Raw genomic sequence first — 16,957 nt, 5'->3', positions numbered from 1 at the left:
CTCTCCTGTGGTGGTGGGCGACGGCGTCAGTGTCCGGACGGTGCGACGGGCTCCCAGCGGCCCGTGCGCATCGACCGGTAGCAGGCGTCGAGGATGCGGTTGACGACGACGCCGTCCTCGAAGGTCTCGGTGGGGGCGGCGCCGTCCTCGAAGCGCTCGACGAAGTGACGCATCTCCTGGCTGAAGCCGTAGGCGCGCGTCTCCTCCGGTACTGGGTAGACCCAGCCCGTGTCTGCGTCAGCCTTCTCGACGAGGTAGCCCGCGGGGTTCTCGATGAAGCCCCACACCGACGTGTTGGACGTGTCGGTGACGATCCGCCCCCGCTCCCGACGAGCTCGTGCCGCAGGGCCATGCCACCCTTCTCCACCCACGACGACTCGACGGTCGCGAGCTGGCCGCCGGCGAAGCGGAGGAGCGCGACAGCCGTGTCCTCGCCCGTCGTCTTGTCACCGTGCAGCAGCGTGGCGCCCCACGCGAAGACGTCCACGACGGGGTTGTCCTTGCCGAAGAAGTGCCGGGCGGACTCGACGGTGTGGCAGCCCATGTCGAGCAGCGCGCCGCCTCCCGCGGTCTCGGCGTCCCAGAAGTGGGGCGCGTGGGGGCCGGAGTGGGCCTCCCGAGCGCGCATCGTCAGGACGTCGCCGATCGCGCCTGCCGTGACCATCTCGTGGGCCTTGGCGATGTTGGGGGAGAAGACGGAGCTCTCGGCGTAGCCGTGCCAGACGCCGGCGTCGACGACCGTGCGCAGGATCTCCGCCGCCTCGTCGCCGGTGCGCGCGAGCGGCTTGGTGCAGACCACGCCCTTGCCGGCGGTCGCCGCGGCGCGGACCGCCGGGAGATGCGCCTCGTTGGGGAGCGCGACGACGACGAGGTCGACGTCCGGGTCCGCGCAGAGCTCCTCCATGGTGGCGTGCTGGGTGGGGACGCCCCAGCGGCGACCGAAGTCGGCGGCTCGACCGGGGTCGCGGGAGTAGTTCGCGACGAGCTCCGCGGACCGGACGTCGCGCAGCGCGTCGGCGTACGTGTCGCTGATGAAGCCGGAGCCGAGGAGGCCGATGCGGGTCTTGCGGGCCACGGAGCGTCCTTTCGTCGTGACGGGCGTGCGTCGCGCTCGTGCAGGACCACACCCTAACCAGAGTTGTATCGTGTGGTCTAGAAGTGGACTTGGTTACAAGATTGATACACATACCTCTTGCAACCTCTAGTTACCAGGAGCATGCTGTCGTCTCATCGCCCGTCGAACCCGGGCGGGAGCCAGGTCGGACCAGCCGGCCGCCGGTCGCCGAGCAGAGCGCTCGGGCGCCGGGACTACGTGGACGCGAGGAGAGGCCCGTGAGAATGACCCGCCGAGGGGGTGTGCGCTTCGCCGCGGTGCTCGCCGCCGCCGCCGCAACCGCCGCCCTGACAGCGTGCTCGCCGTCGAGCTCGAGCTCGTCCGGCCGCTACGTGAGCATCTACACCGGCAACCCCGGTGCCATCCCCGACAACTTCAACCCGTTCTCGAGCAGCGTCTACTGGAGCGGCGCCGGCGCCGTCCTCGGTGCGGTCTACGAGCCGCTCTTCTACTACAACACCGCGCAGGCCGGGAAGCCGGCGCCGTGGCTCGGGAAGAGCTTCACGGTGAGCTCCGACGGCACGACGTACGACATCACGCTCAACAGCGGCGTCAGCTGGCAGGACGGCAAGCCGTTCACCGCGGCGGACGTCGCCTTCACCTACAACCTCATCCGGACCAACCCGGCCCTCAACATCTACGGGCTCGACCTCGCGAGCGCGACCGCGACCGACGACACGCACGTCACGATCAAGCTCAAGAAGCCCAACTTCCCGAACGAGAACGCGCTGCTCGGCGAGGTCTTCATCGTGCCCGAGCACCTCTGGAAGTCGGTCGACGACCCGGCGAAGTTCCTCGACACCAAGCCCGTGGGGACCGGCGCGTTCACCTTCGAGAAGTACAGCAGCCAGGCGTTCTCGCTCAAGAAGAACCCGAGCTACTACGTCAAGGGCCAGCCCTCGGTGCCCGGCCTCAAGCTCGTCGCGGAGGACGGCAACACGGGCGGGCTCAACGCCCTCAACGCCGGGCAGGTCGACTGGGCCGGCATCGCGCTCACCGACGTCAAGAAGTCGTTCCTCGACAAGAACGAGCACAACAAGATGGTCGTCATCCCCGCGGACATCAAGGTGCTCATCCCCAACCTCACGAAGGCGCCGTACTCCGACCTCAAGTTCCGCGAGGCGCTGAGCCTCGCGATCGACCGGGACTCGATCATCCAGAAGGCGTTCGGCGGCACCGACACCCCCGCCAACCCCACCACGCTGCTCCAACCACGTGACGAGGCCTTCACGCCCGCGGCCTACAAGGGCAAGACCCTCACCCAGGACGTCGCGAAGGCCAAGCAGATGCTCGCGGACGCCGGCTACAAGACCGACCGCAGCGGGCACCTGCTCGGCAAGGACGGCAAGCCGATCGTGATCCGGCTCGCGACCGTCACGGGATACACCGACACGATCACCGCGAACCAGCTGCTGGCCGAGAACTTCGAGGCCCTCGGCATCCAGGTGAAGCAGGTCCAGCAGTCCCTCGGCGCCTACACGACGGCACGTGCCACCGGCGACTTCGATCTCCTCGACGACCGCATCAACACGGGTGCCACCCCGTTCGACCAGTTCAACGGGGCGTTCAACTACGCGCTCAGCGCACCGGTGGGCAAGTCGGCGAGCAACGACTTCGCCCGCGTCAACGACCCCGAGGTGCAGAGTCTGCTCGCGCAGGCCGCCGCGACGAACGACGAGGACACCCTCGCGACCGTCTACGGCAAGCTCGGCACGTACTGGGCCGAGAACCAGCCCTACATCGTCCTCAGCCAGAACGGCGCCGTGACGACCTACCGGGACGAGCACTTCACCGGCTGGCCGACCAACGACGACCTCTGGGCGAACCCGTCGAACTGGATCGCCCAGAACGTCGGCTACGTCGCGAAGCAGCTCAAGCCCCGGTCCTGACGAGAAGACCGTCTCCCGGTGCGGGTGCGGCGGGCGTCCCTTCCTCGTGAAGGCACCCGCCGCACTCGCGCAGACCGTCCCCGCCGCCCGCGGGCGCCACCCAACGAGGACCCATGCGCTACTACCTCCGAAAGCTCGCGTTCTACGCGTTCGCGGGCTGGATCGCCATCACGCTCAACTTCTTGCTGCCACGGATGGTCAAGGGTGACCCGGTGCAGGTCGTCCTGGCCAAGGCGCAACGGCTCGCGCCCCTGCCGGCCTCGGCGAGGCACGCGCTCGAGCTGCAGTTCGGCCAGACCCACGACTCCCTGCTCGTGCAGTACTGGCACTACCTCGGGAGCATCTTCACGGGGAACTTCGGGCTGTCGGTCACCTACTACCCGTCGCCCGTCTCGCACATCGTCGCGAGCGCGCTGCCCTGGACCGTCGTCCTGGTCGGGCTGTCGACGATCATCAGCTACGTCGTCGGGCAGCTCCTGGGCTCGTACGTCGGTTGGCGGCGGGGAGCTGGCTTGACGGGCTCGTCCCGGTCTCGACGTTCCTGTCCGCCATCCCGTACTTCTGGCTCGCGCTCGTCCTCGTCTACGTCTTCGGGGTCACGCTGCAGTGGTTCCCCGTGACGGGCGGCTACGACTCGTCGCTCACCCCGTCCTTCACGCCGGAGTTCATCGGCTCGGCGATCTACTACGGCCTGCTGCCCGCCTTCACGATCGTCCTCGCCTCGGTCACGAGCCAGATCCTCAGCGCTCGCAACATGATGGTGTCCACGATGGCCGAGGACTACGTCGTGACCGCACGGGCCAAGGGCCTACGACCCGCGCGGGTCTTCGGCTCGTACGCGATGCGCAACGCGCTCCTACCGAGCGTGACCGGCTTCGCGATCTCGCTCGGCTTCATCGTGAACGGCTCCGTCGTCACCGAGAGCGTCTTCTCCTACCCCGGGGTCGGCTACACCCTCATCCAGGCCGTCGAGAACGACGACTACCCGCTGATGCAGGCGCTCTTCCTCATCATCACGCTCGCCGTGCTCGGCGCGAACTTCGTCGCGGACCTGGTCTACGGCGTGATCGACCCCCGCACGCGACAGGGAAAGTAGGCCCACGATGACGTTCTCCGAACAGGACCTCACCCGTCCCGACGGCGGTGCGCCACCCGACGGCCCCGCCGCGCCCGCCGCGGCGGGGACGACGACGTCGTGCTCGGGCGCCGCGGCTCGTGGAAGCTGCGGGTCGGTCTGACGATCTGCGCCGTCTTCGCCGTCGTCGCGGTGCTCGCGCCGTTCCTGGTGCACCACCCGAACCGGAGCGGCCCCGACGGGCTCCAGCCGCCGTCGCTGCACCACCTCTTCGGCACGACGGACATCGGCCAGGACGTGTTCAAGCAGGTCCTCGCCGGCACGACGGGCTCGGTGACCATCGGCGTGGTCGCCGGCGCGCTCACGGTCGCGCTGTCGATGCTGTTCGGCGTCGGCGGGGCGTTCCTCGGCGGCCTCTGGGACGACGCGGGGTCGCTGCTCAGCAACGTCTTCCTCGTGCTGCCCGGGCTTCCGCTGCTCATCATCGTGACGGACTACGTCGACTCCCGCAGCGTGCTCGTGATCGCCCTGGTGATCGCGATCGTGAGCTGGGCGGGCGCCGCGCGAGTGCTGCGTTCCCAGACCCTGTCCGTGCGCTCCCGCGACTACGTCGACGCGGCGCGCGTGGCCGGCGAGTCGCGCTGGCGGCTCATGCTGCGGGAGATCCTGCCCAACCTCATGCCGATCATCGCGTCGCAGTTCGTCTTCGGTGCGCTGGGCGCGATCCTCGCCGAGGCCGGGCTCTCGTTCCTCGGCCTGGGCGCGGCGAACGGTGCGTCGTGGGGCAGCATCCTCTTCTTCGCCCAGAACGCGCAGGCGATCACGCTCGGTGCCTGGTGGTGGTTCGTGCCACCCGGGCTGTGCATCGCGATCCTCGGCGCTGCCCTGGGCCTCATCAACTTCAGCATCGACGAGCGGATCAACCCGCGGCTGCGCGCCGCGGCCCAGGCGCCGCGGCGAGGAGGCAAACGGTGAGCGCTCCGTTGCTCAGCATCGACGACCTCACGGTCGAGTACCGGACGGCGCGCCCCGTGCGCGCCGTCGACCACGTGAGCATCGAGATCGCGCCGGGCGAGATCTTCGGCCTCGCGGGCGAGAGCGGGTGCGGCAAGTCGACGCTCGCGTACGCGGTGACACGCCTGCTGCAGCCTCCCGCCGAGATCGTCGGCGGCGCCATCCGCTGGACGCCGGACGGCGCGGACCCGCTCGACGTGCTCGGCCTCGACGGCCGGGAGCTGCGGGCGTTCCGGTGGAGCGAGATCTCCATGGTGTTCCAGGGGGCGATGAACGCGCTCAACCCCGTGCACACCGTCCGCTCGCAGATCGAGGACGTGTTCGTCGACCACCGCAGCGGACTGAGCCGCACGGAGCGTCGGGCGCGGGCGGAGGAGCTCCTCGCGACCGTCGGGATCGACCCGCGGCACCTCACGAGCTACCCGCACGAGCTCTCGGGCGGCATGCGTCAGCGCGTCATGATCGCGATCGCCCTCGCGCTGCGCCCTCGGCTCATCGTCATGGACGAGCCGACGACCGCGCTCGACGTCGTGGTCCAGCGCACGATCCTCGACGAGATCGACCGGCTGCGCAGCGAGCTCGGGTTCGCGGTCCTGTTCATCACCCACGACCTCGGGCTCCTGCTCGAGATCAGCGACCGGGTCGGGATCATGCTCTCGGGCCGGTTGGTGGAGCAAGGCTCGTCCCGGCAGATCCAGGACGCACCCCGCCACGACTACACGCAGCACCTGCTGCGGTCCTTCCCGAGCCTGCGCGGCGACATGCCCGCGACGGGCACGCGCTACGTGGACCGTGAGCCCGAGAGGAGGCCGTCATGACGACGTTGGAGGTCCGGCACCTCACCAAGGACTACCGCAGCCACCGAGGGCACGGCGCCGCGCTGCGGGCGGTGGACGACTTCTCGGTCCGGGTGACCGCGGGCGAGACCGTTGCGCTCGTCGGGGAGAGCGGCAGCGGCAAGTCCACGGTGGCGAAGATGGCCGTCCGGCTCGTCACGCCGACCGCGGGCGAGGTCCTGCTCGACGGCGTCGCGCCGGCGCGGGGCGGGCGGGCCGACAAGCGCTACCGGTCGCGGGTGCAGATGGTCTTCCAGGACCCCTTCTCGTCGCTCAACCCGTCGCTCCCGATCGCCTACCAGCTGGCGCGGCCGCTGCGCATCCACGGCGTGGTGCGCTCGGCCGCGGAGGAGGAACGCGAGCTGCTCCGCCTGATGGAGGCCGTGAACCTCTCCCCGGCCAAGGAGGTGCTGCGCAAGTACCCGCACGAGCTGTCCGGCGGGCAGCGACAACGGGTCGCGATCGCGCGGGCGCTGGCGCCGCGCCCGGAGGTGCTGATCGCGGACGAGCCGGTGTCGATGCTCGACGTCTCGATCCGGCTCGAGATCCTCCAGCTCCTCGACGACCTCAAGCGGGAGAACGACCTGGCGGTCCTCTACATCACGCACGACCTCGCCACCGCCCGGCACTTCTCCTCGCGCATCGTCGTGATGCGGCGGGGGCGCGTCGTGGAGCGGGGACGTAGCGACGACGTGATCCTGACTCCGGTCCACCCGTACACGCAGCTGCTCGTGCGTGCTGCGCCCGATCCGGCGTCGGGGCCGTTCGCCGTCGATCTCCAGCGGTACGAGCGCCATCCGGAGGTCACGCTCGGGGCGCTGGATCCCGACCTCGACACCTGGCCGGAAGACGCGCACTGGGCCCGCGACTGGCGGGACGACGACGCGGACCGCTCGCTCGTCGAGGAGCTGACGGGGCTCGCCGCCGCGTCGCGGTGAGCATCAGTCGGAGGTGCGGGTGAAGGAGGTCCGCAGGCGGTAGCGGTCGCCGGCGTAGACGATCTCGGAGACGAACAGGGGCTTCGAGGCGTCGTCGTAGGCGAGCTCGTGCATCGAGAGCACGGGCTGTCCCTCCGGGAGGCCCAGCGCGTCGGCCGTCAGGGGGTCGACGCCTGGGCCTCGATGGTGGCTTCGGCGCGCACGGGCTCGGCTCCGGCCGACGCGAGCACGTCGTAGAGCGAGCCCGTTGTAAAGTCGGTCTCGGCGAGGGCCGGGGCGACGTGGGCGGGTACCCGGGTCCGGTCGATCGCGGTGGGGATGCCTTCGAGGAGCCGGACGCGGTCGAGGTGGAAGAGCGGCGTCCCGGGTGCGATGCCGAGCTCCTCGGCCTCGTCGAGGGTCGCGGGGTCGACCGAGGAGCGCAGGACCCTCGACGTCGGGGTGAGGTTCATCCGCGCCGCCGTCTCCGAGAAGGACTCGAGCCGGTTGGGCCAGTCCTTGCGCTCGCTGCTCGTGGCCGCGACGTACCAGCCCCGACCGTGCGAGGGGCGCAGCACGCCTTCCTCCACGAGATGGCTCAGCGCCTTGCGCAGCGTGACCCGAGAGACGCCGAGCCGCAGGCAGAGCTCGCGTTCCGCCGGCAGCCGCGAGCCCGCTCCGAGACGCCCGGTCGAGACGTCCTCGGCCACGAGCGCCGCGACCTGGAGCCAGAGTGGATCGGGGTGATCGCTTCTCACGGTCCTGCTGTCCGATCCGGCCGTTGCCATCGCCTTCCCCTCGCTCGCGACGTCCGACGTCGTGTGCAGCGTAGTGGAGGCGGCGGGGTTCCGCGGCGACACGAGGGCGGGCAGCCGTGGACCGCGGTCCGGGGCCGCCCGCGCCTCGTGGCGGAGCCTTCTCGTCAGTAGGGGTACTCGGGCCTCCCGTGCTGCACGCTGATCCAGCGCCGCTCGGTGAACTCCTCGACGTTCGCCTGGCCGCCGGCGCGACCGCCCAGGCCGGAGGCGCCCACGCCTCCGAAGGGTGCGGTGGCCTCGTCGGTCGGCGTGGCGTCGTTGACGTGGACCATGCCCGCGCGCAGCGCCGCGCGACGCGCTCGGCGCGGGCGACGTCGGTGCCGAGCACGGCGTCGACGAGGCCGTACGCGGTGTCGTTCACGAGCGCGATCGCCTCGTCGTCCGTGCGGAACGCCAGGACGGGGGCGATCGGCGCGAAGACCTCGTCGGTCCACAGCGACGAGCTGCGCGGGACGCCGGTCACGACCGTCGGGCGGAAGAACAAGCCCTCGCGCGTGCCGCCCTCGACGACCGTCGCCCCGGCGGCGACGGCGTCGCGGAGCAGCCGTTCCCCGCGGGCGGCCTGGCGCTCGTTGATCATGGGTCCGATCCCGGTCGCGGTATCGGAGGGGTCTCCGACCGTAATCCTGGCCGCGCGCGCTGCGAGCTTGGCCACGTACTCGTCCACGATGCTCTCGTGCACCAGGTGGCGGCCCGCGCTGATGCAGGTCTGCCCCTGGTAGTGGAACGTCGACCAGGCGCCGATCATGGCCGCCCGGTCCACGTCGGCGTCCTCGAGGACGACGAGGGCGTTGTTGCCGCCGAGCTCCAGCGAGACCTTGGTGAGCCGTGCGCCTGCGGCGGACGCGATCTGGGCTCCGACGGCGGTCGAGCCGGTGAAGTGCACCATGTCGACGCCGTCGTGGACCGTGAGCGCCTCGCTGAACTCGAGCTCGCCGCACACCGCCTGGAAGAGGCCCGCTGGGGCGCCGACGTCGGCGAACAGCGACGCGATCGCCAGGCCGCCGGAGAGCGGGGTCTCGGGGGACGGTTTGAGCAGGACCGCGTTCCCGAGGGCGATGGCGGGCGCGATGACGCGCATCGCGAGAATGAGCGGGAAGTTCCAGGGGGTGATCGTGGCCACCACGCCGACCGGAACCCGTTCCGACACGCTCGTGCGACCCGGGTCGTGCGAGGCGAGCAGCTCGCCACGCGGCTGCGCGGCGAGCCCGGCCGCGGTCAGGAGCTCGTCGATCGCTCCCGCGACCTCGTACTCGGCCTTGCCGCGGATGGATCCCGTCTCGCGGACGATGAGGTCGGCGAACTCGTCGGCCCGCTCCGCAAGCCGCGCGGCGACGTCGCGAACGAGGCGTGCGCGGACGTCGTAGGGCTGGGCGCCCCAGTCCGCCTGTGCGGTTCGTGCGGCGACGACGGCGGTGTCGAGGTCGGGCAGCGAGCCGAGCCCGGCCGTGCCGAGCGTGCTGCCGGTCGCCTTCTCGAGGACCGTGATCGAGGACCCGAGCGTGCGGAACTCGCCCGCGAGGTAGCCCAGCCCGCCGGTGAGCACCCGGTCCCAGTCGGTGAGCCGTGTGTCGATCGACATCTGTCAGCGCTCCTTTGCGTCGTCGGAACGGTGCGCGTGCTGCGCATCGTGGTGGTGGTGCTCGTGGTGCTCGTGGTGGTGGTGGTCGCCGGGCTCTCCGGGGACGTGGCACGACGTGCTCTCGGGGACGTCGAGCGACGGGTTCCGACCGAAGAATCCGAGCGGCTTGAAGGTGAAGCCGGCCTTGTCGACCGGCATGACGGGCCAGTCCTCGATGCGCGGGTAGTGCGTGAGGCCGAAGGTGTGCCAGAGCACGATGTCGGTGCCGTCGACGTCCCGGTTCGCGGCGGTCCACCGGGGAGGCCGTCGCCGCCCCGGTGCAGGTTGACGAGGTCGCCGGCGGGGTAGAGCTCGTCGGGCGCGTACGGCGTGACCCACAGGTGCTTGGTCGCGTAGGTCGCGCGCCGCGTGATGTCCGCGTCGGCGTCCGCGAGCAGGAGCTCCCGGCCTTGCGGGAAGAGCCCCCAGGCCACGGGCGCGCCGAGCCGGTTCGGCTTCTCCGGGTTGCTCACGAGCCAGAACCGGCCCTTGCGGTTGTCGGCCTCCCGCTGGGCCTCCGACTCGTCGTGGAGGCGCGTGAATGACTGCGTGTAACCGGTCCCGTACGGGTTGTCGGGCCCGCGCGGGACCATGACGGACTCGACCTCGTCCACCGCGTTCTCGGAGCCGTCGACCATGACGTCGAGGCGTGCGCAGAACAGGTGCTGGTGGTTCGGCGCGCCGAGCCCGGGCGCGACCTGGGTCGCGAACCGGTAGCCCTCCCCGGGGTACGCGGACGTGAAGACGATGCCGGTCGCCTTGATCTCGAAGTCGATGGTCCCGTCGAGACCGAAGTACCAGTAGAAGCCGTAGTCGTAGTTCCCGACGGTCATGAAGAAGCTCACGACGAGGCGCCGGTTGCGACGGGTCTGCGACGAGCCGTTCCAGCCGTCCGTGTGCTTCCACAGCACCCCGGCGTCCTCCTCGTGGATGCAGATCGCCTGCTTGATGACCCGGGGAGCACCGTCGTTGCCGGCGACGACGGCGTCGAGGTAGGTGATCTCGCCCAGGCAGTCGCAGCCGAGGACGAGCTCGTTGGCGAAGCCGCCGAACAGGTACTCGCCGCCGTCGAAGAAGTTCTGGAACCACCGCTGCGGGCTGGGGTCGCCGTACGGCACGACCATCTCGGCGATGGAGCCGCGGTACAGGACGGGCCGCGCGCCGCCGTCGTCGTCGACGGAGACCGTGCGCACGACCAGCCCCTCGCGCTGGTCGAAGGCGACCTGGAGCCGCCAGCCGAGCCAGTCGAGCACGCCGTCGTCGTCGATCGTGAAGCTCGGCCCCTCGGGCTGCGTGATCGCGATCGGCTTCACGCCCTCACGGTCGGGTCCGCGCCAGGACGGCAGGTGGTAGTTCCCGTCCTCCTGCGGGACCGGGAGCAGAGCGTGGTCCTGCACGTCGAGCACCTCGCGGGTGACGACGTCGACCATGACGGTGACGCCGTCGACGGGGTGCGCCCACCCGAGGTCGTCGGGCGTGCGCTGGACGAACGTGAAGCACCGCTGGATCCGGTGGCCGCGCTCGCCGTCGGCCAGGACGCCGGCGGAGAGCGGGTTGACGCGCAGCGTGCTGAGGTCGGTGAGTCCGCGGCGTGCCATGGCGGCGAGCCAGCGCGGGTCCCGGTGGACGACCTCCTCGACGATGGTGAACTCGTCGAGGACGACCGGGACGGCGCCGTCGACGTCGGGATCGAGCGTGCGCGCGCTGACGAGCGTCGCGGTCGTCACCGACACGACGGTGTCGTGCGAGGCTCCGGTCGAGAGGTCGACGAGGAAGCTCCGGACGCGTCGGTCGGAGGTGCCGGCCCCGAGCGCGTCGCGCTTGTCGGGATCGACCAGCCCGACGTAGGCGAACCGGGTCTCCGGGCCGACGAGCCCGGCCTGCTTGAGCACGTCCCGGTTCGTGGTGATCTCGTCGGTGCCGAGCGTCCGCAGCGCGTGCGCCAGCTCGGGCGTGAACGGTGAGGTCATGCGTTCCACTCCTTCGTCCGCGGACGGCACGGCTGCCGCCCGTTCGTCTCCCGGGTGCCAGGCACGCTAGCGGGGAAACGCTTTCCAACCAAGAGGTTCGTCGGTACATTGCGACGCACGCCCAGGTGCCGCAGGGGGTTCGGGAGCGTCGGGGCGACCGAGAATCGAAGGAGCGCGTCATGACCGAACCCCTGCGCGGGACCACCTCGACGGCCCTGAGCTCGCCCGCTGCGCCGCGCTTGCGACGCTCTCTGGGGACCCCGTCCCTGCTGCTCTTCGGGCTGGCCTACATGCTGCCGCTGGCCGTCTTCACGACGTACGGGATCGTCACCGAGGTCACCCACGGGCACCTCGCCGGGGCGTACGTCGTGACGACCGTCGCGATGCTCTTCACCGCGGCCAGCTACGCCCACATGGTGCGCGCCTACCCGACGGCGGGATCGGCCTACACCTACACCCAGAAGACCTTCGGCCCGCACCTCGGCTTCCTGACCGGTTGGGCGCTGCTCCTGGACTACCTCGTGCTGCCGCTGCTCAACTACCTCATCATCGGGCTCTACCTCCACACGAGCTTCCCCTCGATCCCCGCGTGGGTGTTCGTCGTGGTCTCCGCGATCCTCGTGACCGGGCTCAACGTCGTCGGCATCCGGCTCGTGTCCGGTGCGAACCTCGCTCTGGTCGGCGTGCAGCTCGTCTTCGTCGTGGTGTTCGTCGTCGTGGGAATCTCCTACGCGACCGGGCACTCGAGCACACCCGGCCTGCTCCAGCCCTTCGGAGGGGACGGCGCGGGCATCGGCACGCTGATGTCCGGCGCCGCCTACCTGGCGCTCGCGTTCCTCGGGTTCGACGCGATCTCGACCCTCTCCGAGGAGACCAGGGACGCGCGCCGTGCGATTCCTCGGGCGATCGTGCTGTGCACGCTCGTCGGCGGGCTGGTCTTCGTGGTGGTGGCCTACGTCGCGGGGCTCGTCTTCCCGGACTACGCGAGCTTCACGGACTCCGACACCGCATCGCTGGACCTCATGCGCCGGATCGGCGGCGGTGCGCTGAACTCGTTCTTCACCGCCGCGTACATCGCGGGGAGCTTCGCGTCGGTCATCACCTCGCAGGCCAGCGTCTCGCGGATCCTCTACGCGATGGGTCGGGACGGGCAGCTGCCGCGCCGGTTCTTCGCGGCGGTCCACGTCCGCTTCCGCACGCCCTGGCTCGGGATCGGCGCGGTCGGGCTCGTCGGCATGGTCGGCTCGATCGTGCTCTCGCTCGACTTCGTCGCGTCGGTCATCAACTTCGGCGCGCTCGTGGCGTTCAGCTTCGTGAACCTGGCCGTGGTCAAGCACTACGCGGTCGACGAGGGGCGCCGTGGCGTCGTCGCGATGCTGGCGTACGTGCTGGCGCCGGCGATCGGCTTCGCGCTCATGGTCTGGCTGTGGACCAGCCTCTCGCGGACGGCGCTGATCGCGGGCCTGGTGTGGGTCGGCGTCGGCGTGGTGATCCTCGCCGTCGTGACGCACGGCTTCCGCCGTCGGCCGCCCGTCATGGACCTCGTCGAGGACGACGACGTCGTGGTCGCGTCGGCGTGACGGAGCCCCGGGCCGGTCGGGTGCCCGCGTCGGGCACCCCGACCGGCCCGGGCCTGAGGCACCGGTCGGTCGGTGAGCACGTGGCACGCGGTCATGAGGGTGTGTCTCCGAGGGGCCGTGCGGACGGGAGCCGCGGTGTCTGCCGAGACCTAGAGGTCAGTACTGGTATCCGCATGGTACGCACTGGATAGCAGAATTGGCGGATCGCCCGCCCTGCCCGGTCGCCGAGACGCCGCATGCTGAGGGCGCACCCATGGTCGTTGCTGTTGCCATCCCCTGAAGACTCCGCCGATACGTCCCGGCGGAACACCTCCGCTGTCGCAACTGGACTCAGTGGTATTAGATGGACTTTAATACTCAGAGTAGATGGTGGAGGGGGCGAGTCGTCATGAGAGCCGGGTCCCGGGGGCACGCCCGATGAGCGCACTGCAGTCGTTCGCCGCGGCGATCAGCGCCGAGCGGCCGGAGCCGTTGTGGCTGCAGGCCGCAGCGCTGATCTCTGAACAGATCGCTCGGGGAGAGCTCGCCCAGGGCGCGCGTCTTCCCTCCGAGCGCGAGCTCTGCCACGGGCTCGGCATCTCGCGGGTGACGCTGCGCAAGGCCCTCGGTCGACTCGTCGAGGACGGTCTGCTGCTGCCGTCGCACGGTCGCGGCTGGTACGTGGCACAAGGCCCGAGCCCGAAGGAGTGGCCGAACAGCCTGGAGTCCTTCAGCGAGACCGCCCGGCGGATGGGTCTGGAGTCGTCCTCCCGCGTCCTGTGCTCGGTCCGGCGGCCCGCGACCTTCGACGAGGCAGAGAGCCTCCAGATCGCCCCTGGCGCGCTGATCTTCCAGCTCGAACGCGTCCGGTGCCTCGACACGATGCCCGTCGCCGTGGACAGCACCGAGATCCCCGTCGACCAGGTCGTGGGGCTCGACAGCGTGGACTTCTCGAGCGCGTCGCTCTACGACGAGCTCGCGGGTCGGGGCTCGCACCGGCCCGTGCCGACGCGACCATCGAGGCGCAGCAGGTGGACGCCGACCTCGCTCGGCTCCTGGACCTCGAGGCGGACAAGCCGGTCCTCGTGATGCGCCAGGTCGCGTACGACGAGACCGAACGCCCGCTGTTCGTGTCGACGATCCGGTACGCGGGGACCGCTACCGGCTGCGCACGTCGTTCGCCCGGCACACCTTCCGAGCCCGGGACCACGGGTGAGGGCGGAGGCGACGGGTGGCCCGCGCGGCCTCGCGAGCCACGTGGGGATGACGACCGGGCCCGGCCAGGCGGTCGTCCTCGAGCTGTCGGACCACCGTGCGCCGGCGCGGGTCGTGCTGCGACACCTCGCCTCGGGCGCAGGGACCGAGGGACGGGCCGAGCTGTGGTGCGGGCCGCCGGAGCGCGTGGTGGGGTGGCGCCGCGGGCCCTTCGCGCGGGTCGACCTGCCGCCGCTCGAGCCCGGCGACCACGTGGTGGAGGTCGACGGGTGCCCCGTCCTCGCGTTCCGCGCGGAGCCGGACCGGCTCCAGCGTCAGGTGCTGTCCGACGTCCTCGCCTACTTCCGGGCCATGCGGTCGACGGGTGAGATCGACCGCAAGGACCGCGTGGCGCTGCGCTGGGGCGACGAGAGCGGGCTCACCGTCGACGCGCGCGGTGGATGGCTCGACGCGAGCGGCGACACCAGCAAGTTCCTCAGCCACCTTACGTACACCCGCACGATGAGCCCTCAGCAGATCCCGTTGTGCGCCTGGGCTATGTTCGCGGCGCACGACGTCCTCGCGACGACGCACCCGGCGCTGCTGCGGTCGGTGGGCGCGCGCCTGCGGGACGAGGGCCTGTGGGGCGCCGACTTCCTGGTCCGGTTCCGGGCCCCCGAAGGCTACTTCTACACGGGGATCTTCGACGCGCTGACCAAGGACCTGCGAGAGCGCGTCGTGACGGCTCCGCTGCAGGACTCGGTGCGGACGTCCCGCTACCAGGCCGCCTACCGTCACGGCGGCGGGCTCGCGATCGCGGCGCTCGCGCGGGCCTCACGGCTCGACGACGACGGCGACCTGCCCCGGTCCCGCTATCTCGACGCCGCGGTGGCCGGGTTCGTCCACCTCGAGCAGCACAACCGTGAGTACCTGTTCGACGGCGAGGAGTCCGTGGTCGACGACTACACCGCTCTCCTCGCGGCCGCCGAGCTCGTCGGTGCAGGGGTGGACGCCGCGGAGCCGGCGGCGCGGGCCCGTGCAGCCGCGCTGGTCGCGCGCTACGTGCGCCCCGAGGACGGCCCGGGCTGGTTCGTCGGCGACGCCGAGGGCCGTCCGTTCTTCCACGCGGTCGAGCCCGGGCTCCCGATCCTCGCACTGCTCCGGTTCGCCGAGCTTCTTCCGGATCGGCCGGAGGCCGGGCCGGCGCGTGCGACGGCCGTGCGGGCGATGCTCGACGTGCTCGTGCGGACCGGCGGGGTGGCCAACCCGTTCGGCTATCCGCGGCAGCGGACCCAGCCCGTCGGCGGCGCCGTGCGGGACGCGTTCTTCTTCCCGCACGCGAACGAGACCGGGTACTGGTGGCAGGGCGAGAACGCGGGGATCGCGTCGTTCGCGGCCGCGGCGTCCGCAGTCGCACGGTCGGGCGTCTCCGACGACGACGCGGCGCGGCTCGATGCGTTCGCCCACGACCAGCTCGCCTGGGTGCTGGGCCGCAATCCCTTCGACGCGTGCATGCTCCACGGCAAGGGGCGCAACAATCCCGAGTACGCGAGCGACTTCCCAAACTTCCCGGGCGGGATCGCGAACGGGGTCACGAGCGGTCACGCCGACGAGGAGGACGTCGCGCTGCTTCCACCGGACGCACCCGAGGGCGACCGGTGGCGCTGGGCCGAGCAGTGGATACCGCACACCGGGTGGTTCCTGCTCGCGGTGGCGTCGGCGCGCTGACGCCCGGTCCGGTCCGTCGCGGACGCGCCGCGCTAGTCTCCCGGGGTGGGCTGCCGTCCGGTGGCCGTGCCGGCGGCGACCGAAGGCGGGCGAGGACGTGGCGGAGCGGGAGCGCACCGTGTCGAGGAGGGCGACCCTCGTCGACGTCGCTCGCGACGCGGGCGTCTCGCTCGCGACCGCCTCGCGTACGCTGAACGGCTCCGTCGACCGCGTCGTCGGCGCCGAGCTGCGCGCGCGGGTGCTCGCGTCGGCCGCGAGGTTGCACTACTCGCCCGACGCGAACGCGCAGGCGACGGCCCGCGGCCGGACGACGACCATCGGGCTCGTGGTCCACGACATCGCGGATCCCTACTTCGCGGCGATCGCCGCGGGGGTGACGGCGGCTGCCGACCGGGAGGGCCTCGTCGTGACCCTGGCGAGCACCGGCAACGACCCGGGCCGCGAGCTGGGGTTCGTCGAGCTGCTCGACCGTCAGCGGGCCCGGGCGGTCATCCTCGCTGGGGCGCGGATGGGCCGGGGGATCGCGGACGACACGGCCGGCAGCGACGCCGGGTTGGGCACCGCGCTCGCGAGGTACCGGGAGCGTTCGGGCGCCGTCGCGACGATCGGCCAGGCGGTCGGGGACCTTCCCGGCGTCCTGGTGGCGAACCGGGACGGCGCGGCCGAGCTCGCGCGCGTGGTCCACGATCTCGGCTACCGCTCCTTCGCGATCCTGTCGGGTGCGGGGCGGAACCGATCCGCTGCGGACCGGGTCGAGGGCTTCGTCTCGGCGCTCGCCGGACTGGGGATCGACCGGGCGTCCGTCGCGGTCGTCCCGTCGGCATTCACCCGGGACGGCGGGTACGCGGGGATGCGGTCTTTGCTCGAGTCGGGCACGGCCCGGCCCGAGGTGGTGCTGGCTGCCAACGACGTCATGGCGATGGGGGCGATCACCGCGGCGCGGGATCTCGGCCTCTCGGTCCCTCGGGACGTCGCCGTCACCGGCTTCGACGACGTGCCGAGCGCCGTCGACGTGATGCCGGCGCTGACCACCGTGGCGCTGCCGCTCGCGCGCATGGGTGAGCTGGCGGTCGGGCTCGCGCTCGCGACGCCGGACGGGGACGCGCCGGCGCGCACGACCGTCACCGGCGTGGTGCGCGTGCGGGCGTCGACGCCTCGGCGGCCGTAGGCCCTCCGACCGTTCGCCCCCGGCCGTCCGCTGCGACCGCCGTCGTCGATCTTG

At 71.2% G+C, this 16,957-nt stretch carries 9 protein-coding genes and 6 pseudogenes; 9 read left to right on the top strand and 6 right to left on the bottom strand.

Annotated features, from left to right (window positions below; all coding sequences use genetic code 11):
- Window positions 1–26: 26 nt before the first annotated feature.
- Together QQK45_RS06180 and QQK45_RS06175 are read right to left on the bottom strand one after the other, a co-directional pair.
- Complete coding sequence (locus tag QQK45_RS06180) at window positions 27–287, bottom strand: Gfo/Idh/MocA family oxidoreductase (RefSeq protein WP_284292506.1); 261 nt, start codon at window positions 285–287, stop codon at window positions 27–29.
- An 89-nt stretch (window positions 288–376) separates the two neighbouring features.
- Window positions 377–1,075 (bottom strand): annotated as a pseudogene (locus tag QQK45_RS06175) (Gfo/Idh/MocA family protein); the annotation flags it as partial.
- Window positions 1,076–1,338: 263 nt separating this feature from the next.
- On the opposite strand from QQK45_RS06175, the gene QQK45_RS06170 reads away from it, so the two are divergent.
- The 5 genes and pseudogenes from QQK45_RS06170 (at window position 1,339) to QQK45_RS06150 (ending at window position 6,866) form a co-directional block, all read left to right on the top strand.
- Window positions 1,339–3,003, top strand: coding sequence for an ABC transporter substrate-binding protein (locus QQK45_RS06170; protein ID WP_284294959.1), 1,665 nt, complete (start codon window positions 1,339–1,341; stop codon window positions 3,001–3,003).
- Window positions 3,004–3,116: 113 nt separating this feature from the next.
- Window positions 3,117–4,099 (top strand): annotated as a pseudogene (locus QQK45_RS06165) (ABC transporter permease).
- Between the two features lie 99 nt (window positions 4,100–4,198).
- Window positions 4,199–5,053 (top strand): ABC transporter permease, encoded by an 855-nt coding sequence (locus tag QQK45_RS06160; protein ID WP_284292505.1) that lies wholly within the window; start codon window positions 4,199–4,201, stop codon window positions 5,051–5,053.
- Window positions 5,050–5,910, top strand: a complete 861-nt coding sequence (locus tag QQK45_RS06155; protein ID WP_284292504.1) for an ABC transporter ATP-binding protein — start codon at window positions 5,050–5,052, stop codon at window positions 5,908–5,910. Before QQK45_RS06160 ends, QQK45_RS06155 begins: the two co-directional genes overlap by 4 nt.
- A complete protein-coding gene (locus QQK45_RS06150) occupies window positions 5,907–6,866 on the top strand; it encodes an ABC transporter ATP-binding protein (RefSeq protein ID WP_284292503.1) in 960 nt (319 codons plus the stop codon). The genes QQK45_RS06155 and QQK45_RS06150 overlap by 4 nt, the downstream gene beginning before the upstream one ends.
- 3 nt (window positions 6,867–6,869) lie before the next feature.
- Here the strand turns inward: QQK45_RS06150 and QQK45_RS06145 are convergent.
- The 4 genes and pseudogenes from QQK45_RS06145 to QQK45_RS06135 form a co-directional block, all read right to left on the bottom strand.
- Window positions 6,870–7,633, bottom strand: a pseudogene (locus QQK45_RS06145) (GntR family transcriptional regulator).
- A 134-nt stretch (window positions 7,634–7,767) separates the two neighbouring features.
- Window positions 7,768–9,245, bottom strand: a pseudogene (locus QQK45_RS06140) (aldehyde dehydrogenase family protein).
- Between the two features lie 3 nt (window positions 9,246–9,248).
- Entirely contained in the window at window positions 9,249–9,500 is a 252-nt protein-coding gene (locus QQK45_RS21965) for a copper amine oxidase (RefSeq protein WP_348525339.1), read from the bottom strand.
- Between the two features lie 101 nt (window positions 9,501–9,601).
- A pseudogene (locus QQK45_RS06135) lies at window positions 9,602–11,254 on the bottom strand (primary-amine oxidase); the annotation flags it as partial.
- Window positions 11,255–11,433: 179 nt separating this feature from the next.
- Here QQK45_RS06135 and QQK45_RS06130 point away from each other — a divergent pair.
- The 4 genes and pseudogenes from QQK45_RS06130 (at window position 11,434) to QQK45_RS06110 (ending at window position 16,903) form a co-directional block, all read left to right on the top strand.
- On the top strand, window positions 11,434–12,834 hold the full coding sequence (locus QQK45_RS06130) for an APC family permease (protein WP_284292502.1): 1,401 nt from the start codon (window positions 11,434–11,436) through the stop codon (window positions 12,832–12,834).
- A gap of 366 nt (window positions 12,835–13,200) precedes the next feature.
- Window positions 13,201–13,910: pseudogene (locus tag QQK45_RS06125) on the top strand (GntR family transcriptional regulator); the annotation flags it as partial.
- Between the two features lie 166 nt (window positions 13,911–14,076).
- A complete protein-coding gene (locus QQK45_RS06115; protein ID WP_284292501.1) occupies window positions 14,077–15,735 on the top strand; it encodes a glycoside hydrolase family 9 protein in 1,659 nt (552 codons plus the stop codon).
- Between the two features lie 97 nt (window positions 15,736–15,832).
- Window positions 15,833–16,903: a LacI family DNA-binding transcriptional regulator gene (locus tag QQK45_RS06110; protein ID WP_284292500.1), complete on the top strand. Its 1,071-nt coding sequence runs from the start codon at window positions 15,833–15,835 to the stop codon at window positions 16,901–16,903.
- The last annotated feature ends 54 nt before the right edge of the window (window positions 16,904–16,957 follow it).

Source organism: Luteimicrobium album (assembly GCF_030161555.1).
GTDB lineage: Bacteria > Actinomycetota > Actinomycetes > Actinomycetales > Cellulomonadaceae > Luteimicrobium > Luteimicrobium album.
This window is presented reverse-complemented; position numbering and strand designations above follow the sequence as displayed.